23 protein-coding genes are annotated in these 24,489 nt (G+C 69.8%); 10 read left to right on the top strand and 13 right to left on the bottom strand.

Annotated features, from left to right (window positions below):
* Positions 1 to 182: 182 nt before the first annotated feature.
* From FS845_RS10935 to FS845_RS10910, 6 genes are all read right to left on the bottom strand, one after another.
* Positions 183 to 2,423 carry an acetate--CoA ligase family protein gene (locus tag FS845_RS10935; RefSeq protein WP_144634296.1) on the bottom strand — a complete coding sequence of 747 codons (2,241 nt, stop codon included), beginning with the start codon at positions 2,421 to 2,423 and terminating at the stop codon, positions 183 to 185.
* A gap of 92 nt (positions 2,424 to 2,515) precedes the next feature.
* Positions 2,516 to 3,604, bottom strand: coding sequence for an acyl-CoA dehydrogenase family protein (locus FS845_RS10930; RefSeq protein WP_144634294.1), 1,089 nt, complete (start codon positions 3,602 to 3,604; stop codon positions 2,516 to 2,518).
* 15 nt (positions 3,605 to 3,619) lie between these two features.
* Positions 3,620 to 4,831, bottom strand: coding sequence for an acyl-CoA dehydrogenase family protein (locus FS845_RS10925; protein ID WP_144634291.1), 1,212 nt, complete (start codon positions 4,829 to 4,831; stop codon positions 3,620 to 3,622).
* Between the two features lies 1 nt (position 4,832).
* Positions 4,833 to 5,609, bottom strand: coding sequence for an enoyl-CoA hydratase/isomerase family protein (locus FS845_RS10920; protein WP_144634288.1), 777 nt, complete (start codon positions 5,607 to 5,609; stop codon positions 4,833 to 4,835).
* Between the two features lie 83 nt (positions 5,610 to 5,692).
* Entirely contained in the window at positions 5,693 to 6,655 is a 963-nt protein-coding gene (locus tag FS845_RS10915; RefSeq protein ID WP_144634285.1) for a Bug family tripartite tricarboxylate transporter substrate binding protein, read from the bottom strand.
* 29 nt (positions 6,656 to 6,684) lie between these two features.
* Positions 6,685 to 7,662: a Bug family tripartite tricarboxylate transporter substrate binding protein gene (locus FS845_RS10910; protein WP_144634280.1), complete on the bottom strand. Its 978-nt coding sequence runs from the start codon at positions 7,660 to 7,662 to the stop codon at positions 6,685 to 6,687.
* A gap of 185 nt (positions 7,663 to 7,847) precedes the next feature.
* Here FS845_RS10910 and FS845_RS10905 point away from each other — a divergent pair, with 185 nt between their 5' ends.
* Entirely contained in the window at positions 7,848 to 8,444 is a 597-nt protein-coding gene (locus FS845_RS10905; RefSeq protein WP_186332238.1) for a TetR/AcrR family transcriptional regulator, read from the top strand.
* Positions 8,445 to 8,460: 16 nt separating this feature from the next.
* Here the strand turns inward: FS845_RS10905 and FS845_RS10900 are convergent, their stop codons facing one another.
* The gene (locus FS845_RS10900) at positions 8,461 to 9,216 is read right to left on the bottom strand and encodes a sulfite exporter TauE/SafE family protein (protein ID WP_144634274.1); all 756 of its coding nucleotides are present in this window, start codon (positions 9,214 to 9,216) and stop codon (positions 8,461 to 8,463) included.
* Positions 9,217 to 9,409: 193 nt separating this feature from the next.
* Here FS845_RS10900 and FS845_RS10895 point away from each other — a divergent pair, with 193 nt between their 5' ends.
* Complete coding sequence (locus tag FS845_RS10895; RefSeq protein WP_144634270.1) at positions 9,410 to 10,330, top strand: LysR substrate-binding domain-containing protein; 921 nt, start codon at positions 9,410 to 9,412, stop codon at positions 10,328 to 10,330.
* Between the two features lie 89 nt (positions 10,331 to 10,419).
* Here the strand turns inward: FS845_RS10895 and FS845_RS10890 are convergent, their stop codons facing one another.
* Together FS845_RS10890 and FS845_RS10885 are read right to left on the bottom strand one after the other, a co-directional pair.
* Positions 10,420 to 11,199: an SIR2 family NAD-dependent protein deacylase gene (locus FS845_RS10890; protein ID WP_144634267.1), complete on the bottom strand. Its 780-nt coding sequence runs from the start codon at positions 11,197 to 11,199 to the stop codon at positions 10,420 to 10,422.
* 11 nt (positions 11,200 to 11,210) lie between these two features.
* Positions 11,211 to 12,164 carry a LysR family transcriptional regulator gene (locus FS845_RS10885; RefSeq protein ID WP_144634264.1) on the bottom strand — a complete coding sequence of 318 codons (954 nt, stop codon included), beginning with the start codon at positions 12,162 to 12,164 and terminating at the stop codon, positions 11,211 to 11,213.
* Between the two features lie 104 nt (positions 12,165 to 12,268).
* On the opposite strand from FS845_RS10885, the gene FS845_RS10880 reads away from it, so the two are divergent.
* The 6 genes from FS845_RS10880 (at position 12,269) to phnE (ending at position 19,013) form a co-directional block, all read left to right on the top strand.
* Positions 12,269 to 13,708, top strand: a complete 1,440-nt coding sequence (locus FS845_RS10880; RefSeq protein ID WP_144634261.1) for a CoA transferase — start codon at positions 12,269 to 12,271, stop codon at positions 13,706 to 13,708.
* Positions 13,709 to 13,823: 115 nt separating this feature from the next.
* A complete protein-coding gene (locus FS845_RS10875; RefSeq protein WP_186332237.1) occupies positions 13,824 to 14,807 on the top strand; it encodes a Bug family tripartite tricarboxylate transporter substrate binding protein in 984 nt (327 codons plus the stop codon).
* 215 nt (positions 14,808 to 15,022) lie between these two features.
* Complete coding sequence (locus tag FS845_RS10870; RefSeq protein WP_144634252.1) at positions 15,023 to 16,009, top strand: Bug family tripartite tricarboxylate transporter substrate binding protein; 987 nt, start codon at positions 15,023 to 15,025, stop codon at positions 16,007 to 16,009.
* A gap of 199 nt (positions 16,010 to 16,208) precedes the next feature.
* Positions 16,209 to 17,054 carry a phosphonate ABC transporter ATP-binding protein gene (phnC, locus tag FS845_RS10865; RefSeq protein WP_144634249.1) on the top strand — a complete coding sequence of 282 codons (846 nt, stop codon included), beginning with the start codon at positions 16,209 to 16,211 and terminating at the stop codon, positions 17,052 to 17,054.
* Between the two features lie 56 nt (positions 17,055 to 17,110).
* On the top strand, positions 17,111 to 18,100 hold the full coding sequence (phnD, locus tag FS845_RS10860) for a phosphonate ABC transporter substrate-binding protein (RefSeq protein ID WP_144634246.1): 990 nt from the start codon (positions 17,111 to 17,113) through the stop codon (positions 18,098 to 18,100).
* Between the two features lie 157 nt (positions 18,101 to 18,257).
* Positions 18,258 to 19,013, top strand: coding sequence for a phosphonate ABC transporter, permease protein PhnE (gene phnE, locus FS845_RS10855; protein ID WP_409929284.1), 756 nt, complete (start codon positions 18,258 to 18,260; stop codon positions 19,011 to 19,013).
* A 560-nt stretch (positions 19,014 to 19,573) separates the two neighbouring features.
* On the opposite strand, the gene phnN is transcribed toward phnE, so the two are convergent.
* The 4 genes from phnN to phnF all read right to left on the bottom strand — a co-directional run bounded on the left by phnN (position 19,574) and on the right by phnF (position 23,182).
* A complete protein-coding gene (phnN, locus tag FS845_RS10850) occupies positions 19,574 to 20,317 on the bottom strand; it encodes a phosphonate metabolism protein/1,5-bisphosphokinase (PRPP-forming) PhnN (protein ID WP_313960319.1) in 744 nt (247 codons plus the stop codon).
* Positions 20,314 to 21,171: a DUF1045 domain-containing protein gene (locus tag FS845_RS10845; protein WP_144634239.1), complete on the bottom strand. Its 858-nt coding sequence runs from the start codon at positions 21,169 to 21,171 to the stop codon at positions 20,314 to 20,316. Before FS845_RS10845 ends, phnN begins: the two co-directional genes overlap by 4 nt.
* A gap of 4 nt (positions 21,172 to 21,175) precedes the next feature.
* Positions 21,176 to 22,366, bottom strand: a complete 1,191-nt coding sequence (locus tag FS845_RS10840; RefSeq protein ID WP_144634236.1) for an alpha-D-ribose 1-methylphosphonate 5-triphosphate diphosphatase — start codon at positions 22,364 to 22,366, stop codon at positions 21,176 to 21,178.
* 90 nt (positions 22,367 to 22,456) lie between these two features.
* On the bottom strand, positions 22,457 to 23,182 hold the full coding sequence (phnF, locus tag FS845_RS10835) for a phosphonate metabolism transcriptional regulator PhnF (RefSeq protein WP_144634233.1): 726 nt from the start codon (positions 23,180 to 23,182) through the stop codon (positions 22,457 to 22,459).
* 182 nt (positions 23,183 to 23,364) lie between these two features.
* On the opposite strand from phnF, the gene phnG reads away from it, so the two are divergent.
* Positions 23,365 to 23,823 (top strand): phosphonate C-P lyase system protein PhnG, encoded by a 459-nt coding sequence (gene phnG, locus FS845_RS10830; RefSeq protein WP_144634229.1) that lies wholly within the window; start codon positions 23,365 to 23,367, stop codon positions 23,821 to 23,823.
* Entirely contained in the window at positions 23,823 to 24,431 is a 609-nt protein-coding gene (gene phnH / locus FS845_RS10825; RefSeq protein WP_144634226.1) for a phosphonate C-P lyase system protein PhnH, read from the top strand. Before phnG ends, phnH begins: the two co-directional genes overlap by 1 nt.
* The last annotated feature ends 58 nt before the right edge of the window (positions 24,432 to 24,489 follow it).

The raw sequence follows: 24,489 nt of genomic DNA, 5'->3' as shown, positions 1-24,489 counted from the left end.
GGTCTTGCCACGCTGGCGCTTTCCCCGACTGCCGAGGCGTGCTGCACCGGGTGGCCGTCTCGTGCGCGCAAAGCATCGCGCCCACGCAAGGGACGTGGAAGGTCATGGTGCCCGCATGGCAAGGCGCCGCGAGGCCTGCCAGCCCATGAGTCAGGCCGCTGCGTGCAGGGGCGGCCGCCGGATCACGCCTGCGCCTTCAGCGTGATCAGCGCATCCAGGCACACGCCGCCGTCACGGCGCAGCACGAACGGATTCACGTCCACCCCGGCCAGCACGCCGCGCCAGTCGTAGGCCAGTTGCGACAGCGAGACCAGGGCCCGCACCAGCGCGGGCACGTCCAGCGCGGCCTGGCCGCGCCATCCCTCCAGCAGGCGCGATGCGCGCACCGACCCCACCAGCGCCCGGGCGCGCGCCTCGTCCAGCGGTGCGGTGGCGAAGGCCACGTCCTGGTACAGCTCGACCGCGACGCCGCCCAGGCCGAACATCACCATCGGGCCGAACAGCGGATCGACGTGCACGCCCAAAATGATTTCCGTGCCCGGCGCGCACATCGGCGCGATCAGCACGCCCGACACCGGCGCCTGCCCCGCGCGCTGGCGCAGCAGCGCATGGGCCGAGCGCACGGCATCCTCGTCCTTCAGGTTCAGCAGCACGCCGCCGATCTCGGTCTTGTGCGGGATGTCCGCCGACACGATCTTGGCGACCACGGGATAGCCCACCCGCGCCGCGGCCGCGACGGCCTGGTCGGCATCGGCGCACAGCGTCTCGTCCAGCATGGGCAGGCCATACGCGGCCAGCACCTGCTTGGCCTGGACCTCGTCCAGGCGCGTGCCGAAAGCCGGCGGAGCCATGCGCGGCGCGGCCGGCTGCGGCGCGGCCGGCCTCGGCGCGGCCGGCTGCGGTGCGGACACCGACGCAGCTGCCGAAACGGCCCTGGCCGATTGCCCCCGTCCAATGGAGGCATCTGCCTGAGCGTCGACGTGGGCCGACGCCTCGCCATGCGCCGCCCCCGGCTGCCCGCGCGCCGCATCCATCGCGCAGCGCCGAGCCGCCATCCCGCAGGCGGCGCCGACCGCGGCCATCGCGCGTCCCGGGTCCGCGAAGATCACCAGTCCGCTCGCCTCGATCGCCACCCGCATCTGCTCGCTGTACGGCCCCACCAGCACGATCAGCCGGTCGGGATAGCGCCGCCGCAGGTCCGACAGCCCTTCCAGCATCACCGGAAAGCGCTTCTCGTCGCACGGAATCTGCGCCAGGTAGATGCACAGCGTCGACCAGTCCGTGTCCTGCAGCAGCACCTCGGCCAGCCGAGGCACGCCGTTCTTCACCGCGCCGATCTGGGCGGTGGTGTCCAGCGGGTTCTCGCCGATGGAGAACGGCACCAGTTCGTGCGCGCGCCGCCGTACCTCGGCCGGCAGCACGGGAATGTCGACGCCCATGCGTTCGGCGTCGTCGGTCATCAGCACGCCGATGCCGCCCGACACGGTCAGGATGCCGGCGCGGTTGTTGGCGGGCTTGGCCAGTTGCGTGCACACGTAGGCGATGTCCAGCATCTGCTCGATGGTGGCCGCACGCCAGGCGCCGCATTCGCGCACCACGGCATCGAAGATGCGGTCGTTGCCGGCCACGGCGCCTGTGTGCGTGGCCGCCGCCACCTGGCCGCGGGTGGAGGTGCCCACCTTCATCAGGATCACCGGCTTGCCGGCAGCCGCGGCCTTGCGCAGGGCGCGGCGCAGCACGTCGCCGTCGCGGCACCCCTCGATGGCGGCGCAGATGACGCGGGTCTTGTCGTCCGAGGCCAGGAAATCGATGCACTGCGCCACGTCCACGTCGGCCTCGTTGCCGGTGGCCACGATGCGGGCGATGCCCAGGCCGCGCTGGATGGCCTGCGCATAGGCGCACGAGCCGAACGCACCGCTCTGCGTGGCGAAGCTGATGCCGCCCTCCCGCGGCGCCAGCGCCTCCAGCGCTGTGGAGAACGTGGCATAGAAGCGGTTGTGCACGCTGACCACGCCCAGGCAGTTGGGGCCGGTCAGCCGCACGCCGTGCCTGCCTGCGAGCTCGACCAGGGCGCGCTGGCGCTCGCGGCCGGCGTCGTCCTCTTCCGCGAAACCGGAACTGAGCACCTGCACGTGGCGGATGCCCTTGTCGATGCAGGCCTGCAGGGCCGCCTGCGCGCCGGGCGCGGGCACGATGATCAGCGCCTGGTCGATGGCCTGCGGCACGTCGGCCAGGCTGGCATAGGCCTTCAGGCCCTGCACCGTGTCGGACTTGGGATTGATGGGAAAGATCTGGCCGGCGTAGCCCGCGTCGCGCAGGAAGCGGATGGGCCGGCCGCCCAGCTTGTCCGGGTCGGACGAGGCGCCGATGATGGCGACGGAACCGGGATCGAAGAAAGCCTGCAAGGGATGATCGGTACGCATTGTGTCTCCGTGCTGCGCGCTGCGCCAGCCGACTTCAGGACGGCCCGCAGGCTGTTGCGCGCTCGTGCCGCGCACGCCGGCGGGCCGCGGGCTCACTGTTTTCTCATCGCATGCAGGCTGCGCCGGTGCGCCAGCGGATCGCCATGGCGCGCGGCATTGGCCAGCATGCGCACGGCCAGCCGGGCGGCGGGCATTTCGCGCGTCATGCCCATGCCGCCGTGCAGCTGGATGACGGTCTCGGCGAACGGCACGGCCTGCTGGCCGACGTGCAGGCCCAGCAGGTCGAAGGCGGCGTCGTTGCCCTGCCCCGGCTCGGCGTCCAGGGCCCGCAGCGACGCCTGCAGCAGATTGCGCGCGATCTCGTATTCGATATACAGCCGGGCCACGTCGTGGCGCAAGGCCTGGAACTGGGCCAGCGCCTGCCCGAACTGCCGGCGCTCCAGCAGGTAGGCGATGGTGCGCGACAGTGCCGCGCCCATGCAGGCCACCGTGTCGGTGGCCACGGCGGCCACTGCCACGCGCCAGCCGGCGCGCAGGGCCTCGCGGGCCGGCGCGCCGCTGGCCAGCACGGCGTCGGGCGGCAGGGCCCAGTCGGCCAACTCGTAGACCTGCACCGGCTGGTCTTCCATCGTGCGGTACGCCACGGCCGGCAGCCCTTCCAGCGCGGCGCGCGGCACCGCGGCCAGCACGGGGCCGCCGCCGTCTTCCTCGCAGGCCAGCAGCACGTGCGTGCAATCGTCGGTCAGGCGGGCCGGGGCGGTGGCGCCCGACACCCGCCAGGCGTTGTCGTGCAGCCGCGCCACCAGCGGCCGCACGGGCTCCGCCGTGGCCAAGGGGCCGGCCAGTTCGATCACGGCGGCGCCTTCCGCGCACGCGGCCAGCAACGGCGCGGCGAGCGGCGAGTCCGGCAAGGCGGACAGCACGGCCGGCACGATGCCGCAGCGGGTGATCACGGGCAGGTCCACCGCATGCAGCGCCAGCCCCTCGACGATGGATGCCAGGTCCGCGAAGTCGCCGCCCGCGCCGCCGTGGGCCTCGGGCACCAGCACCGCGTTCCAGCCCATCTCGCCGATCAGCGCGGCGGCGGGACGCAGCGGATGGCGGCCGGCCTGGTCTTGCGCCATCCGCACGGCGCTGTCGGACAGCAGGCCGGGAAAGGCGATGGTAGGTTCGAATGACATGTCTGTAGGCTCCAATCAGCTGCCGAACAGGGACCGCGCCACGACGTTGAGCTGCACTTCGGTCGTGCCGCCGGCAATCGTCTTGGACCGCGCGAACAGGTAGTTCTGCACCCACGTGCCGTCGGGCGAGGCCGCGTCGTCCTCGCGCAGCAGGCGTTGCGTGCCGCCCTCGCCCACGGCCAGGTAGGCGATGCGCGTCAGCGACTGCGAGACCACGCTGCAGGCCTGCTTCAGGGCCGAGGGCTTCGCGTCCAGCGGCTCCTTGCGCATCATGGCGTCGATGGCCTGCGCCAGCATCTCGCGCGCGCCCTTGATGCGCGCGGCCAGCGCCAACAGCTCGTCGTCCAGCGCGCCGTAGTCGCGCAGCGGCTCGGCCTGGCGGCGCTCGTGCAGCAGGCGCGCCACGCGGCGCCATTGCCGCATCAACTGCGCCACGCTGGCGGGCGGCAGGCGTTCGCGCTCCAGCAGATACTTGGCGCAGGTCCAGCCGCGGCCCTCCTCGCCCACCAGCCGGTCGGCCGGCACGCGCACGTCGTCCAGGAAGACCTCGTTGACGTGATGCCAGCCGTCGATGGTGGGAATCGGCCGCACGCGGATGCCCGGGGTGTCCATGTCGATCAGGAACAGCGAGATGCCTTCCTGCTTGCGGCCCTCGCGCGAGGTGCGCGCCAGCAGGTAGATGCGGTCGGCCTCATGGGCGTGCGAGGTCCAGATCTTCTGGCCGTTGATGACGTAGTGGTCGCCGTCGCGCACGGCCGGCGTGGACAGCGAGGCCAGGTCCGAGCCCGAGCCCGGCTCGGAATAGCCCTGGCACCACCAGTCGGTGGTGTCCAGGATGCGCGGCAGGAACTTCGCTTTCTGCTGTTCTGTGCCGAACTGCATGATGACCGGGCCGATGTGCCCCAGGCCATGGTGATACAGCGGCGGGCAGTCCAGGTCGGCCATCACCTCTTCGAAGATCATGCGGCGGCGCAGGTCCCAGCCGGTGCCGCCGTGCTCGGGCGGCCAGTTGGGCGCCGCCCAGCCGCGCGTGTTCAGGATCTGCTGCCAGCGGCTGTAGACGGGCCGGGTGATCTTGTCGCCGGCCGCCACCACCGAGCGGATCTCCGGCGGGCAATGCGCGCGGGCAAAGGCCTGCAGTTCCTCGCGGAACGCGGCGTCCTCGGCGGGCTCGCGGTGCCCGCTGCTGGGCAGGGACAGAAACTCGGGATTCAGCACGGCGGACATCTCAACGCCCCTTGTAGACGGGCGCGCGCTTTTCCAGGAAGGCGCGCTGGGCCTCGCGCGAGTCCTCGGTGTTGGACAGCGCCACGGTGATGTTCTGCTCGAAGCGGTAGCCCTCGCGCGGCGGCATCGAGGCCGTGACCTGCGAGGCCTCCTTGGCATAGCGCAGCGCGATCGGGGCCTTGCCGGCGATCTCGCGCGCCAGGTCCATTACATAGGGCATCAACTGGTCGGGCGGCAGGCTGGCCTCGATCAGGCCCAGGCGGTACAGCTCGTCGGCCGACACCTTCATGCCGGTGAAGAACATGCGCCGCGCGCGCGACTTGCCGAACACGCGCTGCAGCAGCGCCGTGCCGCCCGCCAGGCCGACGTTTATCTCCGGCATGGACACGTAGGCGTCGCTGGACGCCACCCAGATGTCGCACGAGGTCATCAGGCCGAAGCCCGCGCCCAGCGCCGCGCCGTTCACCGCGGCGATGATGGGCTTGTTGCACTCGGCGATGGCCAGCGACGACTCGCGCACCAGGCGGTTGTGGCGCCAGTACGCGCCCGGCCCCTTCTGCTTGATGGCGGGCCGCTCGGACACGTCCGCGCCGGCGGAGAACACCTTCAGCCGGCTGGCCAGCACCACGCAGCGCACGTCGTCGTCATCGTTGAAGCTGTCGAACACCTCGATGATCTCCGAGCGCATCTGCGCGTTCTGCGCGTTGACGGGCGCGCGGTTCATGTAGACGACGGCCACGTGGCCCTCGCGTTCGACTTCCAGGCATTCATAGGACATCGTTCACTCCATGGGTTGCCGCCGCGCGGGCGGTCGGTACGGGCCGGACCGGGCAGGCGCGTGCGCGGCCCGGTCCCGGGCATTCATTGCGTGTTGAGCTCCACGCCGCTTTTCACCAGCGTCTTCAGCCGTTCGGACTCGAAATCCAGGAACTTGGCGAACTGCTGCGGCGAGCCGCCCTCCACCAGCAAGGACGTGCGGTCGATGGCGGCGCGCGTGACCGGATCGGCCAGCGACTTGCGCAGGTCGGCGTTCAGCTGGTCGACGATGGCGTCCGGCGTGCCCTTGGGCACGAAGAAGCCGAACCAGCTGCCGAACACCAGGTCCACGCCCAGTTCGCGGAACGTGGGCACCTCGGGTGCGCCCGGATGCCGCTGCTCGCTGGCGATGGCGATGGCGTGCAGGCGGCCGGCATGCACGTTGGGCATGGCCGAGGCTCCGTCGAAAATGCCGTCCACCTGGCCCGCGAACACGTCGTTCATGGCCGGGGACGTGCCGCGATAGGGCACGTGGGTGATCTTCACGCCTTCGGCCTTCGCCCACAGCTCGGCGGCGATGTGCGGGCTGGACGCCATGCCGGACGAGGCCAGGCGCAGAGTGCCCGGCGCCTTGCGCGCCTTGGCGACGACGTCATCCAGGGTCTTCAGGTCGGACCGCCCCGACGTCACCAGCAGGTTGCGGCTGTTGCCCAGCAGCATCACGGGCCGGAAGGCATCCTTGTCGTACGTCATGTCCTTGCGCAGGATGGGATTCGACGTATAGGCGTAGCTGGTCAGCAGGATGGTCAGGCCGTCCGGCTCGGCCCGGGCCACGGCCTGCGTGCCTATCATGGTGGCGCCCCCGCTCTCGTTCTTCACGATCACGGGCACCTTCCATTGCCGCCCCAGGTACTCCCCGATGGCGCGGCCATACACGTCGGTGACGCCGCCCGGCGCATACGGCACGACGATGGTGACGGGTTGGCCGGGATATTTCTGGCCTGCCGGCACGGCCGCCGGCAGCGCGAACGCGGCCACGGCCGCGCAGGCGCGCAGCAGTCTTCTCATCTGATGTCTCCTGGGCTGCTTGTATGCAGCTATTCGGGCTTGATGCCTGCGCTGTCGATCAGGCGTTTCCACTTCTTCTGCTCCGACGCCACCAGGGCGTCCATCTCCTGGGGCGTGCTGCCGTCCAGCTCGGTGCCGGGCGGAATGCTCTTTCGCACCTGCGGGTCCGCCAGCACCTGGTTCAGCGTGGCGTTGAGCTTGTCGAGCACGTCGCGCGGCGTGCCCGCCGGCGCGGTGACGTAGTTGATGGGCGCGGCCTCGAAGCCCGGCAGCGTGTCGGCGATGGCCGGGATGTCGGGTGCGGCCGGGTTGCGCTGCGGCGTCGACACGCCCAGCGCGCGCACCTCGCCCGCCTGGATCTGCGGCAGATAGACGCTGAGGGTGTCGATGGTCATGGGCACCTGGCCCCCGATCACGTCGTTGCGCGCCAGGCCCGTGCCGCGATACGGCACGTGGAAGATGTCGATGCGGGCTTCCTGCTTGAACAGCTCGCCCGCCAGGTGGCTGGTCGAGCCCACGCCGGAACTGGCGAAACCCAGCTTGCCGGGATGGGCGCGCGCGTACTCAATGAGTTCGCGCACGCTGTGCACCGGCAGGCTCTTGGTGACCACCAGCACGTTGGCGCCTTCCAGCATCTTGCCCACCGACACCAGGCCCTTGTACGGGTCGTACGGCAGGTTCTTGAACAGATAGGGAGCCGTCATCTGCTGGCCCGGCGTGGTGAACAGCAACGTGTAGCCGTCGGGCTTGGACTGCGCCACGAAGCCTGCCCCCAGCGTGCCGCCCGCGCCGGGCCGGTTCTCGACCACGATGGACTGGCCCAGCGCCTTGCCCCAGGGCACCGCCACCACGCGGGCTGCCGCATCCGCGCCGCCGCCCGGGGCGAACGGCACGATCAGGCGTATGGGCTGCCGACTGGGGAAAGGTTCCGCGGCGCGCGCGGGCATGGCGCCCAGCAACGCGCAGCATGCGCCCATCGCCAGCAAAACTCGCGTTCCGCTGCGCATGTCGTCTCCACCTATCTATATGTTTTGCCTGGGCAAAACTTGTTTTTCCGGTCGATGTGGCGGATGATCCATACACCTTACCGACCGGTCGGTAAGTTCAGATGATAGGCGGTTTTCCGGGAAATTCAAGTCCCGTTTTCCCTTTATCATCGGCCTCGGCTTTTTCGACCACAGGACATCAGCCCATGACCGCGCGGGACCCCGGACGCTACGACCAGATCATCGATGTTGCCCGCCGGCTGTTCGCGCGGCACGGCTACCAGGGCACCTCGCTGAACATGATCGCGGCCGAGGTGGGCGTGTCCAAGGCCGCGCTCTACCACCACTTCCCGGACAAGGACACGCTGTACCGCAGCCTGGTGGCCACTGGCATGCGCGTGCTGTTCGAGTACGTGCAGAAGGATGTGCTGGCCAGCGACGGCACGCCGCGCGCGCGGCTGCATGCATTCATGCGGTCATCGGTGGCGTATTACGAGCAGTACCACGACAGCTGGGTGTCGGGCTCGCTGCTGTTCTGGCGCGCCGAGAATCCCGAGCACCGCGCGCTGGTGCTGGAATGGCGCGATGCGTACGAGGGCCTGCTGAAGGACGCGATACGCGACGGCGTGGCCCAAGGCCTGTTCCGGCCCGACACCAATGTCAGCCTGGCCAGCAAGTTCCTGCTGTCGTCGCTGAATCAGCTGTCGCGCTGGTATCGCCCGGACGGGGAGAAGACCGCGCCCGAGATCATGGATTGTTTCGTGGGGATGTTCCTGAACGGCATCGAGTCCAAGCGGGCCTGACCCACGTCCCGGCGAATCACGAAAAGTACCGTACCAACAGGAATATCCCCGACACCAGAACCACCGCGTTGACCACGCGCACGAACTGCTCGCGCGACAGGCGCAGCGTGATGCGCCTGCCCACCCGCACGCCGATCAGCATGCTGGGGATCAGCAGTGTCGCCAGGAGCAGCAGGTCCCTGTCCGCATAGACTCCGGCGGCCAGGAACAGCGCCACCCGCGTCAGCGTGGACAGGCCGATCAACGCGCTTTGCGTGACGCGCATGCGCTGCCTGTCGTCCACCCTGCCCTGCAGATAGATCGCATACAGGAAGCCGCCGCTGCCGAACAGCGCGCTGAACACGCCGCCCACCAGCCCGAAGGGCATGGCCAGCCGCGGTGACAGCCTCGACCCGGACCGGTAGCCGCCCGCCAGCGAATACAGCGCATGGACGGTCACGAATACGCCCAGCAGCAGCAGCAGCACGTCGGCCCGCGTGTACAGCAGGATGCCCGCCCCGATGCCGCTGCCCGCCAGCATCCAGGGCGCCAGGCGCTTGCACTCGGCCACGTCGGCCTGCCTGCCGTCCCGTGCCAGATTGGCCGCCGCCGCGCAGAAATCCAGCAGGGCCAGCAGCGGCACGACCTGCGCCACCGGCATAAACTGCGCCAGCACCGGGCTGGCCACCAGGGCGGTGCCGAAGCCCGCGATGCCGAAGACCAGGTAGGCCAGCGCCACCCCCAGCCAGATGATCGACAGGTCGGCAAGGGCGAGATGGGCAGGCAACGGCATCGTGGGTCCTGATTTCTACGGAAGCACCGCCGGCCATTGCCACGCGGCATCGAAGGGAAAGACGCGCCCGGCTGGATCGCGTCGCGATCGGCGCGGCCGCCTTGGCGGTCCGTGCCGGCAAGCGACTATAGGCTCGGCCGGGGATCGTGGAAAATAGCGAATTCTCGCCAACCCATCTCAAAAAGGCATAGGCATGGTGTCGCTGCGGCAGTTGCGCTACTTCGTGGAAATCGTAGAGGCAGGCAACTACACCCTGGCCGCCGAGCGGCTGTACATCGCCCAGTCGGCGCTGAGCCGCCAGATCAAGGAACTGGAAGCCACCGTGCAGGCGCAGCTGCTGACGCGTGGCGCGCGCCGCGTGGAACTGACGCCGGCCGGCCGCACGTTCTACGACGGCGCCAAGCGCCTGCTGTTCAACCTGAACGAGACGCTGGTTCAGACCCAGCACGCCGAACGCGGCGAGCAAGGAGTCGTGCGGCTGCTGCATTCCAGCTCGGTGCCGCTGGACGCCACGCTGATGGGCCGCATCCAGGCTTTCCTGGATGCGCGCGCAGGCGTGTCGCTGGAGATATCGCAACTGTCGTCCGAGCACCAGGGGGACGACATCGAGCAGGGGCTCGGGGATGTCGGCCTGGCACGGCTACCCGTGCAGCACCGGCACCCCGCCGTGCGGATCGAGGCGTTGCATATCGAACCGCTGATGCTGGCGGCGCCAGCCGCGCATCGCCTGGCACGCAGGAAGCACGTGAGCATCGCCGCGTTGCGCGACGAGCGTTTCGTCTCGCTGCCCCACCCCGAACGCGGCGGCCTGAGCTTTCGCGTGGCGGAGCTCTGCCTGCGCAACGGCTTCTTTCCCAATGCAGCGCGTGCGACCTCGCGCAAGACCACGCAATTGGCGCTGATCGCCGCCGGGCTGGGCGTATCGCTGCTGCCGGCCAGCATGCGGGCCATCGCGCCCGCCGGCGTGCGGTTCGTGCCCCTGGCGGACGAGGACACATCGACCACCGTGGCCATGCTGCATCGGCACGACGCCTCGGCGCTGACCCATGAAGTGCTCCAGGCCCTGCGCGGCGCGGTGCATCCGGTGGCAAGGCCGCGGCGCAAGGCCTCGTGACCGCGCAAGGCGTCGGCCCATGGTCCCGATGAAGAGAATTGGCCATGCCGGTGTGCGCACCATGGGCCCACGTTATGCGACGTCGACGATCACGCCGGGCCGCGACCCCACGCCCTGTCGTACAGGGCCGGCAGCACTTCGCCCGCCGGGCCGGCCAGGTTGTACGCCACCACGCCGTCCAGCGGCGTGGGCTGCGGATTGACCTGCACCACGCAGGCCCCGCGCCGCGCGGCCTGGGCCGACAGCCCGGCGGCCGGCTGCACCGCCGCCGACGTGCCGATGCTGAACAGCACGTCGCACTGGCCGCAGGCCTCTACCGCCGCCTCCCATTCCGCTTCCGGCAGGGCCTCGCCGAACCACACCACGCCAGGGCGCACCGGCCCGCCGCATTGCGCGCAGCGCGGCGGCGCCAGGCGGCGGCCGCCTTCGGGTTCGTCGGGGATGCCGGCCGCGAACGCGTGATCGCGCCGGCACGCGAAGCAGAATGGCCGGTCCAGGCGGCCGTGCAGGTGCAGCACGCCGCGGCTGCCGGCGCGCTCGTGCAGGTCGTCGACGTTCTGCGTGACGACGGTGGCCCGCGGCACGCGCGTGGCCATGGCCGCGATGGCCAGGTGCGCGCCGTTGGGCCGCGCGCGCAGCACGCCCATGCGGCGCCATTCGTACCAGCCCCAGACCAGTTCCGGATCGCGCCGGTAGGCGTCGGCGCAGGCCAGCGCCATCGGATCGTACCGCGCCCACAGGCCCGTCATGGGATCGCGGAACGTGGGGATGCCGCTTTCGGCGGACACGCCGGCGCCCGTCAGGAAGACGACGTGCGAGGCGCGCCGCAAGGCGGCGATCAGTTCATCGGGAAAATCGGCAACGTTCATCGGAAATACGCCTACGCTGTGCCCAGTCCACTTGCATGGACACCAGATCGCGCCGACAGTTTCCCGTGCGTGTCCTCCAACCGCCGCGCCACCGCCAGGAACGACGCCAGCGCCGGATTCTCGTCGCTGCGCCGCCAGGCGATGGCCACCTCCTGCTCCAGCAGCGGCAGGCGGTCGGCCAGCGGCACGTACTGCACCTTGGGATGGATCAGCGAGGTCAGGTTGCCGGACACCAGCGCCACCGTCAGGCCGGCGGCGATCACGCAGATCACGCTGGCGATCTGCGAACACTCCTGCTCGATGGCCGGATAGAAGCCCGCCGTGGCGCAGGCCGCGATCAGTTGCGCGTGCGCGGCCGGCACCTTCTCGCGCGAGAACGCCACGAAGGACTCGCCCGCCAGTTGCTTCAGGTGGATGCGGGCCTGCGCGGCCAGCGGATGGCTGCGCGACAGCGCCACCATCAGCCTGTCGCGCTGGTATAGCCGCGTCTCGATCTGCGGCGCCTCGACGGGCAGCGGCGTGCGCAGCAGGCCCACGTCCAGCGCGCGGCCGCGCAACTGCTCCAGCTGGTCCTTGGTGGTCATCTCGGACAGCCGCAGCCGCACCTGCGGATGGTCGTGCCGGAAGCGGCTGATCAGCTCGGGCATGAAGCCATAGCCGACGCTGCCGATGAAACCGACCGACAGCTGCCCCGCCCCGCCGTCCGCGGCGCCCAGCGTGCGCTGCAGGGCCACCTGCTCGTAGCGCAGCCATTGGTAGGACTCTTCCAGGAAGACCTTGCCCGCGGGCGTCAGCGCGACCGAGCGCTTGTTGCGCACCAGCAGCGGCGTGCCGACCTGCGTCTCGAGTTTCTGGATGGCCTGGCTGAGCGGCGATTGCGCGATGCCGACCCGCGCGGCGGCGCGGCCGTAGTGCAGTTCCTCGGCCACGGCAATGAATTGCCTGAGCAGGCGGCTGTTCAGCATAAAGACTTTTTTCGTCTTACAGACCGAGGAATTATATGTTGGACGAGGGTAAAAGGGCTTTATAGACTGCCCGGCAAAGACCCCCAACGCTGGAGACAGAGACCATGGATGCCCCCCATCCCAAGCCCGAGGATGCCTACCAGGCCATCGCCGACATCCTCGGCGCGCAAGCGCCCTGGGACGAACCGCCGTCGCAACGCCTGCGTTTCTACGGGCGCGCGCCGGCCTTCGATTCGCCGCACCGGCTGACGCTGTCGGCAGGCGCGGCCATCGGCGCCTATGCGCTGGCCGTCGAGAAATGGTGGCACCTGGCCACCGGCCAGCGCCAGAACGTGGGCATCGACTGGATGCAGGCGGCCTGCTCGCTCAATCCCGGCCACTTCCAGACGCAGAGCGGCTACGGCCTGCCCGCGCTGTCCCTGCTGACCGAACTGAAGGCGGATTTCTACCGCACCGCCGACGACCGCTGGTTCTTTCCCATCGGCTCCTATCCGCACCTGCGCGACGGCGTGCTGGACCTGCTGGACTGCGCCAACAACCCCACCGCGCTGGCCCGCGGCATCGCGCGCTGGGAAGGCGACGCGCTGGAGGCGGCCTTCGAGGAACGCCGCCTGCCCGGCGTGTACGCGCGCACCACGGAGGAATGGCTGGCGCACCCGCAGGGCGAGCTGCTGGCGCAGCTGCCCGTGGTCGAGGTCATCAAGATCGCCGACGGCGACCCCGAGCCCGCGCAGGCGCTGAACCGCCCGCTGGACGGCCTGCGCGTGCTGGACCTGGGCCACGTGATCGCCGGCCCCGTCGTGGCGCGCTCGCTGGCCGAGCACGGCGCCGAAGTGCTGCGCGTGGCCCCGCCCGCCATGCAGGACCCCTTCCGCCAGACCGTGGACACCAACATCGGCAAGCGCTCGGCCTTCCTGGACCTGGAGCGCGAGGAAGACCGCCTGCGCGCCCGCGAGCTCATCAGCGGCGCGGACGTGGTGGTGCAATCGTGGCGGCCGGGCAGCCTGGCGCGGCGCGGCTTCGGCCCCGAAGACGCGGTGGCGCTGCGGCCCGGCGTGGTGTACGTCAGCGTCACCGCGTTCGGCGACACGGGGCCATGGGCGCGGCGCGGCGGCTTCGAGCAACTGGGCCAGGTGGCCAGCGGCATCGCGATGGCCGAGGCCGCGGGCGGCCGTCCGCGCGTGGTGCCGACCTATCTGCTGAACGACTACCTGACCGGCTACCTGGGCGCCACGGGCGCGATGCTGGCGCTGATCCGCCGCGCGACCGAAGGCGGCAGCTACCACGTCAAGGTGTCGCTGACGCAGACCTCGATGTGGGTGCAGCGCCTGGGCCTGGACGCGGGATTCGCGCCGCGCGAGGCGCGCCGCCACTTCGCCGACGGCCTGGCGCCGCTGCTGGAGACGCGCCCCTCCGCCTACGGCCCGCTGCAGCAGTTGCCGCCCGTGGCCCAGTTCTCGCGCACGCGAGCCCACTGGAACCTGCCGCCCGCGCCCAACGGGGCGCATGCGCCGGCCTGGCTGGACAACCTGGAACGCGCCTGACGCCGCGTCGCCCTACCGCGCCACCGTGGAAACACGAGCGCGGCACGAGCGCGCCGCCGCACGGACACGACCGCGGCATCGCGCCGCAAGAAGAATCACAAGAGGAGACGACATCATGATCCGCAAGCAAGCCCTGCTGGCCCTGGCCTTGACCGCGCTGGCGACCGGCGTACCGTCCGCGCGCGCCGCCGACGCCTATCCGAACAAGCCCATCACGCTGATCATCGGCTTCGCGCCGGGCGGCCCCACCGACGCCATCGGGCGGGTGCTGTTCAAGCGCGTATCCGAGGAGCTGAAGGTGCCCATCGTGATCGAGAACCGGCCCGGCGCGGGCGGCAACATCGGCACGCAGGAACTGGTGCGCGCCAAGCCGGACGGCTACACGCTGCTGTACGGCACCTCGTCGCTGACCACCGCGCCCGCGCTGTTCAACCGCGCGGACCTGGATCCGACCAAGGCCTTCGAGGTGGCCAGCTGCTCGGTGGCCGTGCCGCTGATCCTGCTGGCGTCGAAGAAGAATCCGGCCGACAGCCCGCAGGCGCTGTACCAGGCCATGAAGGCCGACCCGTCCAGGTTCTTCCTGGGCTCGTCGGGCAACGGCTCGGTCGACCACCTGGTGGCGATGGACGTGGCGGGCAAGCTGGGGCTGACCTTCCAGCACGTGCCCTACAAGGGCAACGGCCCCGCGCTGACCGACCTGGCGGCCGGCAACGTCAACTTCATGTATTCGGGCTCGTTCAACAGCGCCATGCCGTTCATCCAGAACGGCCAGGTGAAGGCGCTGGCGGTGACGTCCGAGCGCCGCTCGTCGGCCTTGCCCAATGTGCCCTCGCTGTCGGAAAGCATTCCGCAGCTCAAGGGCTTCGACGCCGGCACGGCGCAGGTCCTGGCCGCGCCCAACGGCACGCCGCCCGCCATCCTGGCGCGGCTGGACCAGGCAATCCAGGCCGCCATCAAGGATCCCAAGGTGAAGGAAAGCCTGGATTTCCAGGGGGCCGAGCCCATGAACCTGAACCCCGCGCAGTGCAAGGCGCACATCGCGCAGGAATTCCAGCGATGGACCGGCACCATCCAGCGGCTGGGGTTGAAGGCGGAGTGACACGGCGGGACCCATCGACTCCGTTTGCGGCAGAAACAAACAGAGTCGATTGATCCCTTCCCGCCGGCAGCGTATCTTTTGCCTGCCGGCGCCGTTCGCGCCGGTCCAGCGGGCACAGATCCGCGGCCGGCCTGGGCGCACCGCCCCGTGCCGAATCCCTGGAGGACGTGGAGACAACACGCGCTACGACAACCACACTCCAAGGGAAACCCCGCATGAACGCAGTCCCCGCTTTCCGATCCCTCCGGCGCCTGGGCGCGCTGCTGCTGGCCAGCCTGGTCGCCGCCCCCGCGGCGCAGGCGGCCTATCCCGAGAAACCCATACAGGTCATTATCTCGTTCCCGCCCGCCGGCGCCACGGACGTGCTGGCGCGCGCGGTCGGCCAGAAGCTGGCGGCGGAGCTGAACCAGTCGGTCGTGGTGCAGAACCGGCCGGGCGCGGGCGGCGCCATCGGGCTGGTCGCCGCGGCCCGCGCGCCCGCCGACGGCTACACGCTGTATCTCGCCGCCGTCACCAACACGCAGATCGCGCGCGCCATCTACAAGGACTGGAAGGCCGACCTGGAGACCGACTTCGTGCCGGTGGCCGGCGTGGGCGCCGTGCCGCACGCGCTGGTCGTGCCCACGTCCCTGGGCATCCATGACGTCGCCGGACTGGCCGCCTTTGTGAAGCAGGCGCCTGGCAAGTACAACTTCGCCTCGCAGGGTACCGGCACGCTGTCGCACCTGGAGTCCGAGCTGTTCGCGGCCAAGGCCGGACTGCAGATGGTGCACATTCCGTACAAGGGCAGCGTCGAGGCGCTGCCCGACGTGGCCAGCGGCAGTTCCGCCATGATGTTCGACAGCCTGCCGTCCTCGATGCCGCTGGTGTCCGGCGGCAAGCTGCGCTACCTCGCCGTCGCCTCAAAGGCCCGCGTCTCGTTGCTGCCCGACGTGCCCACGCTGGCCGAGGCCGGCGTGCCGGGCGTCGCGGCGGACAACCTGTTCGGCTTCGTCGCGCCCAAGGGCACCCCGCCCGAGGCCGTGCGGACGCTCTCGCGCGCGCTGCGGAAGGTGCTGGCCCAACCCGACCTGAAGGCCGCGCTCGCCCAGCAGGGTGCCGAGCTGCAGTTCACGGACGCGGACGAACTGCGCAAGGCCATCGCCCAGGAGCGGGAGGTGTGGAGCGGCGTCGTGAAGGAATTCAACGTGCAGCCGCAGTGATCCCTGCGCCAGGCCGCGCCGGCGGCCTGGTGCTTTATGGCGCTCGCAGCCTCCGGGGCTTGGGACGGAACTGATGTCAGTTTGATGACATTACTCCGTCCCTTTTCATGGCATACCATCGATTTTTTACGATCCCGCTTCACGGGGCGGTCATTTGCGGTCCCCATACTTCCGCCAGCATCTCAAGCGGGAGACCCTAATGACCCACGCCATCGACGTACGCGGATTGTCCAAGACGTTCAAGGCAGGCAGCAAGGCGCTGGACAATGTCGACCTGCGCGTCGCGCCCGGCGAGATGATCGCGCTGCTGGGCGCCTCGGGCTCGGGCAAGTCCACCCTGCTGCGCCACCTGGCCGGCTTCGTGCCCGGCGACCGCGATAGCGGCGAAGTGCACGTCAACGGCGAGCTGATCCAGCGCGGCGGCCGCATCAGCCGCTCGGTGCGGCGCTCGCGCGCCGGCATCGGCTTCGTGTTCCAGCAATTCAACCTGGTGGGCCGCCTGCCCGTCATCACCAACGTGTTGACCGGCCTGCTGCCGCGCGTGCCGCTGTGGCGCAGCCTGACGCGCACCTTCCTGCGCCATGAAGTGGCCGCCGGCATGGAAGCGCTGGCCCTGGTTGGTATAGACGGCTATGCATTCCAGCGGGCCTCGACGCTGTCGGGCGGCCAGCAGCAGCGGGCGGCCATCGCGCGCACGCTGGTGCAGAATGCCCGCGTCATCCTGGCCGACGAACCGATCGCGTCGCTCGACCCCGAATCCTCGCGTCGCGTCATGGACACGCTGGCCGACATCAACCGCACCCGCAAGGTCGCCGTGGTGGTGTCGCTGCACCAGGTCGACGTGGCGCTGCGTTATTGCCCGCGCGTGGTCGCGCTGCGGCACGGCCGCGTGGTGTACGACGGCCCCTCGGCCGCGCTCACGCCCGCCATGCAGCAGGAGCTGTACGGCGCCGACCTGGCCGATCTGCGGGGCACGGCACCCGCCGCCCTGCCGGCGCGCCCGCGCGCCCAGGGCTTGCAGGTGGCGCTGGACGCCGCCGTCTAACCGCGCGCCCCTTTCTCATTCCGCCATCCCCCCTGCCCTCCTCATCGGAGCCCCCCATGTTCGTCAAGACCCTTACCGCCCTCTTCGCCAGCGCAGTCGTCCTCGGCGCGCCCGCCCTGGCCCAGGACGCCAGGACGCTGAACTTCGGCATCATCTCGACCGAATCGTCGACCAACCTGAAGTCCGCCTGGGACCCGGTCATCGCCGACCTGAGCCGCGCGATCGGCGTGCCCGTGAAGCCGTTCTTCGCATCCGACTACGCCGGAATCATCGAGGGCATGCGCTTCAACAAGGTGCAGATGGCCTGGTACGGCAACAAGGCGGCCATCGAGGCCGTGGACCGCGCCCAGGGCGAGGTGTTCGCTTCCGTGATCGACAAGGACGGCAACCCCGGCTACTGGTCGCTGCTGCTGACGAACAAGAACAGCCCGCTGCAAAGCGTGCAGGACGTGATCAAGAACGGCAAGACCCTGAGCTACGGCGCGGGCGATCCCAACTCGACCTCGGGCACCGCGGTGCCGAACTTCTACCTGTGGCTGGCCAACAAGGTCGAGCCCAAGACGCTGTTCAAGAACGTGCGCATCGCCAACCACGAGACCAACCTGCTGTCGGTGATCAACAAGCAGACGGACGTGGCCATCACCAATACCGAGGCCGTCGAGCGCTATCACATCTCCACCGGCAAGAACGCCATGGACGACGTGCGCGTGCTGTGGAAGTCGCCGCTGATCCCGGCCGATCCGCTGGTGTGGCGCACCGATCTGTCGCCCGAGCTGAAGGAGAAGATCCGCGGCTTCTTCGTCAACTACGGCAAGGCTTCGCAGCAGGAGCTGGAGAACCTGAAGCGCCTGACCTACAAGGGCTTTCGCCCGTCGGACGACAACCAGCTGATCCCGATCCGCCAGATGGACCTGGCCAGTGCCAAGGGGCGCCTGGAGAACGACGCCAACCTGTCGGCCGACGACAAGGCCAGGCGCATCGCCGAGATCGACGCCAAGCTGGCCGCCCTGGACAAGCAGGCCGCCGCGCAGGCCAAGCAGCAGTAAGACCGCGGGCGGCCCTGCCTCGCACGGGCCGCCCACGCATCCAAGGCACCTTCCAGAACGACGCCAGGCCGGCCCGAGCGCCGGCCCTGGCAGCCCCTCCTCCGCGAGCCCGCCCTTGAGCCACACTCTTTCTTCTTCCGCCGCGCCCTCCGCGCGACTGCGCACGCCGGTCTCCACGCTGCTGGCCTGGGCCGCCGTCTTCCTGCTGCTGGGCCTGTCCTGGCAAGGCGCGGACATGCGGCCGATGGACCTGCTGCGCGACAGCGGCAACATGGGCACGTTCGCGGCCGACTTCTTCCCGCCGGACTTCCGCGACTGGCGCAATTACCTGGCCGAGATGCTGGTGACGGTGCAGATCGCGCTGTGGGGCACGTTCCTGGCCATCGTGGTGGCGGTGCCGGCGGGCCTGATGTGCTCGTCGAACATCGTGCCTCCCTGGATCTACCAGCCCATGCGCCGCCTGATGGACGCCTGCCGCGCGATCAACGAGATGGTGTTCGCGATGCTGTTCATCGTGGCGGTGGGCCTGGGCCCGTTCGCGGGCGTGCTGGCGCTTTGGGTGCACACGACGGGCGTGCTGGCCAAGCTGTTCGCCGAAGCGGTCGAGGCCATCGACCCGCGCCCCGTGGAAGGCGTGCGCGCCACGGGCGCGAATGCGCTGGAAGAGATCGTGTACGGGGTGATCCCGCAGGTGATGCCGCTATGGATCTCGTACTCCCTCTACCGATTCGAATCGAACGTGCGTTCCGCCTCGGTGGTGGGCATCGTGGGCGCCGGCGGCATCGGGATGGTGCTATGGGAGATCATCCGCAGTTTCCAGTACGCGCAGACGTGCGCGGTGATGATCATCATCATCGCGTTCGTGATCGTGACGGATATGCTTTCTTCGCGGATCCGGAAGGCGTTCATCTGAGTTTTTTCTCTCTCTCATCTCCGTTTCGGCGGGCTTTTGTTTCTCAGCAATGCGGCGGTTGGCGTTCTTCTGATCGGCTTCTGTTCTCAATGCGGCGGTTGATGTTCTTCTGGCCGCCGCAGCCGCACCTGCGAAGTCCCGTCCTCGCGCTTTCGCGCTGCGGGCGCGACTTCTCCGGCACGCCCGCGGCTCTCAGAGGCGTCAATCGGCGGATTGAAAACACAGGTTCGCCGACGGCTGCCGCTGGCGTACGAGCGGCTTGAGACAACGAAGCTGCTGAAGATAACTGAGCCGTGGAATACGAGCCTAGGGCATGGCAGGGCCCCGATCCCACGCTCGAACGAATGTGTGATCGGACCTCTGGCATAGAGACGGCTTGAGCCGGGGGCATGGCGGAGAAGTCGCGCCCGCAGCGCGCAAGCGCGAGGACGGGACATCGCAGCCATGACCCCGGCGCTCAAGAACTCAAAGCCGGCATCCCACCAAGCACTGCCAGCGCTCAAGAACTCAAAGCCGCATCCCACCATGCACCGCCAGCGCTGAACAGAACCCAGACACCGCTACGAGGCGACAGGCACCGCCAGCCGGCGAACCAGACAGACCAACTCTCCCGCAGCCTTGGCCGGCACATCGTTGTTCTCGATGCGATGCAGCGTCACGCCGGGTGGCAGTTCCAAAGGCAGTCCGGCGTCCGCCAGACGCCCCGCGATCTGCACGGCATTTTCCCGACCGCGCCGCACCAGCCGCTCGTACAGCACGGCGGCATCCACCGTCACCTGCACCGCCTGCAACGCGGGATAGCGTTCGCAGGCCTGCGGCAGGCAGCGGCGCGCGCCGTTGACCACCACGACGTGGCCCAGAGACAGATGCTCGTCGAGCTCCGTCCCGATACCGTAGCCGAAACCATGGCTGCGCCAGTGCAGCGCGAAGGCGCCGGTGGCGGCCATGCGGGCGTAGTCGTCTTCGGAAAGTTCACGCGAACCCTCGTCCGCGCTGCTGGGCCGCGTGATGTAGCGCTGCGCGATCCAGACCGGGTCTGCCGGGCCCAGCGATTCGCGCAGCAGGCGCAGCAAGGTGTCCTTGCCGCTGCCCGACGGGCCCATCAGGTAGACCAGGCGCGCGCCGCTGGCGTCCGAGCGCGCCGTCTCCGTGCTCGCGGGGTCCCAGGCGTGTTCATGGCACTGGCCCTTGGACCGACCCCGCGGGCGGGCAAGCATGCTTTCGTGCTCCGCGCCCCGGTAGTCGCTGTTCTCGCGCCCCTGCGCGCTGACGCATTCGCCATCGCGGCGGTCCTGCCCGTTCATGATGCCGCCGGCCCTTGCAGGTAGCCGGCCGCGATGCCGTCGGCGACCGTACCGTCGAAACCGTAGTGGCGCGCCACCAGGAACGGGGCGTCGGGCTCCGCCTGCACGTACACGCTGACCGCGTCGACCGGCATCGGCGCCGCGCACAGCGGATCGCTGAAAGCGCGCACGCGCGCCAGGGCGTCCCGCATCTCGGCGCCGTCCAGCAAGCCCGTCAGCGTGATGTGGAAGATGAAGTGCTCGAACACGTAGGGGTAGCCCCAACGCGCCAGCATGGCTTCGTGCTGCGGGCTCAGCGAGGACTTGCGGCGGCGTGCCAGCTCGGCCTCGGTGGGCGGCGCACGCCAGTCGTCCAGCTGGCGCACCGCTTCGGCGGCCAGGGATTGCATTGGGGCCTGAGCCATCGCCGGGTCGGCCAGGGGCTGCATCGACGCCTGCGCCATCTCCTGGTCGGCCAGCGACTGCATCGGCGCCTGCGCCACGGCGTAGTCAGCGCGGGCCGGCATCGGCGCCGGGACGGCCCCATCGCTCGCCAGCCGCCAGGCCAGGAAGCCGCGCAGCGCCTGGCACTGCAGCCGCACCGAGAACGGCTCGACGCCCGTGGCCAGGCGGCGCACGGCCTCGTCCAGGCTTTGCGGGGTGCGGCCGACGCGCAGGCGGAACGGCGGCTTCAGCGTGGCGTGCAGACCGTAGTGGCGCGGCGCGGCCGTCCAGGCGGCCTGGCGCGGATCGGCGTCGGGGCCGGGCGGCAGCAAGGCGCCGGTCTCGGGGCAACGGCCCAGCCACCGCGCCCCGGCGCTGCGCCAGGGCTCGGCGGGATCCAGGTATACCGCGTATCGATGCGCCAGCGGCATGGCGTCAGGCCCCGACCGCCGCGACGCGGGCAGCGTGCGCGAAGGGACGGTTGGCGTAGCGCAGGCGGCCGGCCACGATGGCCGCGCACACGCGCGGATGCTGCGGGTCGCTGTCGTCCACCAGGATCAGGTCGGCCATCATGCCGGGCAGCAGTTCGCCATAGCCCGCCAGTCCGGCGGCGCGCGCCGGATTGCGCGAAACCAGGTCCCAGGCCCGCGCCAGCGGCAACACGCCGTCGCGCACCAGGCGCAGCGCGGCGGCCAGCGGCGCGGGATAGTAGTAGTCGGAGGTCAGCACGTCGCACAGCCCGGCGCGGATCATGTCCGTGGCATTCAATGCCCCGTTGTGGCTGCCGCCGCGCACCACGTTCGGCCCGCCCAGCACGATGGAATCGCCCAGCTCGCGCGCCACCTGGGCCGCGTCGCGCGCCAGCGGAAACTCGGCCACGCTGCAGGCCAGCTGATGGTAGTAGCGACGGGTGGCGGCGTCGGGATCGTCGTGCGAGGCGATCCGCAGGCCGGCTTCCCGCGCGGTGTCGGTCAGCGCGCGCATGGCGCCGGCCACCGCATCGGCCGAGCGCATGGCCTGGCGGATGCGCTCCTGGAAGGTGTCCAGGTCGCACTCCGCGCGTTCGGCGTACTGCAGCAGCTTGCGGTCGTTGCCCAGCCGCTTGACCATGGCGGGCAGGTGATCGTTCAGCGCCAGGAAGCGCACGCGGCCTTCGCGTATCCAGGCCTGCGCCGTCTCGACGCCGGCCACGTGGTGCGTCTCGAAGCGCAGGTGCACGTGGTGGTTGGCGCCCAGCGCCGGACGCATGCGGTCCAGCGTGTCGAACATGCGCTCGGCATAGGGCTCGCCGCGCAGGCCGCCCTCCCACGACAGCGTCACGCCATGGAACTCGGTGGTGATGCCGTTGGACAGCAGTTGGCAGTCCACGTCGCGCAGCGCGCCCTCGTACGGGAACGCCACGCCGGGGCGCGGCATGACCGCGCGCTCGAAGGCGTCGCCGTGCAGGTCCACGATGCCGGGCAGCACCAGCAGCCCGCCCGCGTCCAGGCGCGTCGCGCCTTCGCTGGCGGGCGCCAGGCGGCCATCGGCGAAATCGAATGCCGCGGCCCGCAGGCCGGTGGGCGTGAGCACCCTGGCGCCGGCAATGCCGCCCAGGACGTCGGAAAGCTCGGAAGTGTTCTGCATGATGCTCGGATGCTAGCGTTGCTTGATTACGACCAGATGTCTAGACGATTAGGATGGTGAAAAAGGCGGAGCACCCTGCCCCGCCTCCTCTCAGGTCTCGTCGTCGGACACCACCAATTGCACGAAATCGCCGCCGAAGCGCGTCACGCTGTACTGCAGCGGCGCCTGGCTGACGTCGACGTTCAGCGCCTCGACCTGCAGGATCGGCCGGGTCTTGGGCTGGCCCAGCAGGCGCGCCACGTCGGGGTCCGGAATGGCCGCGGTGATGCGCGACCATTTGCGGGTGTAGTCGGCAATGCCGTACTCGGCATACGCCTTGGACACGGAGCCCAGCGCGTCCAGCTTCTCGGCCAGGTCGGGAAAGCGCCGCGCGTCGAAATAGTGCTCGGACACGTCGATGACGCGCTGGCCCGACTTGCCCAGCATCTGCACGCGCAGCAACTCGGCGTTGCGCGGCAGATCCAGTTGCGCGGCCGCCTCGGCGTGGCGCAGCAGTTGCTTGCCCAGGAACTGCAGGTGCGCGGGCAGGCCCTGGCGGCGCAGGTTCTCGGAGAAGCGCGTGCGCTTGCCGATCGCATAGTCGATGGCGTGTTCCTGCACGAACGTGCCGCGGCCCTGCTCGATGCGCACCAGCCCGCTCTGCTCCAGCTCGCCCATGGCGCGCCGGATGGTGTGGCGGTTGACGGCATAGCGCGCCGCCAGCTCGGGCTCGGGCGGCAGCCGCTCGCCCGGCGCATAGAGTTTCTTGCGTATGTCGTCAGCCAGCAGTTCGCCTATCTGCCGCCACACTGCAACCCCGGAACCTCGCTCGACCATAAATCCCTGTGTGTCGTGGTGAATCGTCTGATGCGTACCGCGATTTTGCCGCGATTTCCTGCATTGTGCCCCACGGCCGCTTTACGCAATGTCATCATAAATTCACGCCTTGGCGCTTGAATCACGGCTCGACAAGGATCATACTACGCAAATGGTATAGACGTTTAGAGGATGTGGCCAAAATGGAAATTTTCCCGGATGCCGCCCGCCGCGGCTGGATGCGCGTGCTGGCGCTGGCCGAGACGGCCGAGCTGGATCGCGCCTTCGCCGCGCTGGGTCCCCTGCCCGCCCGCCGCTGGCTGCGCAAGCCCGAGACCGGCATGGCCATGGTGCGCGCCCGCAGCGGCGGCACGGGCGCGCAGTTCAACCTGGGCGAGATCACCGTCACGCGCTGCGTGGTCGCCCTGGGCGACGAGAACGGCGTAATGGGCGTGGCCTACGTACGCGGCCGCGCCACGCGGCACGCCGAGCAGGCGGCCGTGGCCGACGCGCTGCTGCAGATGCCGCAGTGGCGCCAGCGGGTACAGGCCGAACTGATCGAGCCCCTGGCCCGCGCCCATGCCGAACGCCGCGCCGCGCGCGCCGGCCTGGCCGCGCAGACCAAGGTCGACTTCTTCACCTTGGTTCGCGGAGAGAACTGATGTCCATCACCCCCTTTGCTCCTGCAGCCGCCGTACTGCCAGGCTTCGACGACCCGGTCCCGGGCGCGCAGGCCGTCTTCCGCAGCACGCTGCACGCGCTGTCGCATCCGGGCCGCGTGGCCGAGCTGGATGCGCCCTGCGGCGTGCCCGCGGGCCTGTCGCCCGCCATGACCGCGGTGCTGCTGACCCTGGCCGACGGCGACGCGCCGCTGTGGCTGCCGCCCGGCGTCAGCGCCGACGTGGCGCACTTCCTGCGCTTTCACACGGGCAGCCGCGTGATGGGCCGGCCCGGCATGGCGGTGTTCGTCGCCGTTCCGGCGGGGCTGGAGATGCCCGCGCTGGCCGACCTGCATCCGGGCGAGCCGGCCTATCCCGACCGCTCGGCGACGCTGGTGCTGGAAGTGCAGTCGCTGCGAGATGGCGAGAGGTACACGCTGAGCGGCCCCGGCATCCGCGACACGCAGGCGCTGCGCGTGCGGGGCCTGCCGTCCGGGTTCCTGGCGCAGTGGCAGGCCAACCAGCAGCGTTTCCCGCTGGGCGTGGACGTGCTGCTGACCAGCGGCAACCTGCTGTGCGGCCTGCCGCGCACCTGCCGGATGGAGGCGTAACAGCAATGCCCATGCACCCACTTCATTTACTGTTCTCCAGGGAAGCCTCCCAGCTCCT

Origin of the sequence: Bordetella genomosp. 13 (genome assembly GCF_007679965.1) — a bacterium.
In the GTDB taxonomy this organism is placed as follows: Bacteria; Pseudomonadota; Gammaproteobacteria; order Burkholderiales; family Burkholderiaceae_B; genus Bordetella.
This window is presented reverse-complemented; position numbering and strand designations above follow the sequence as displayed.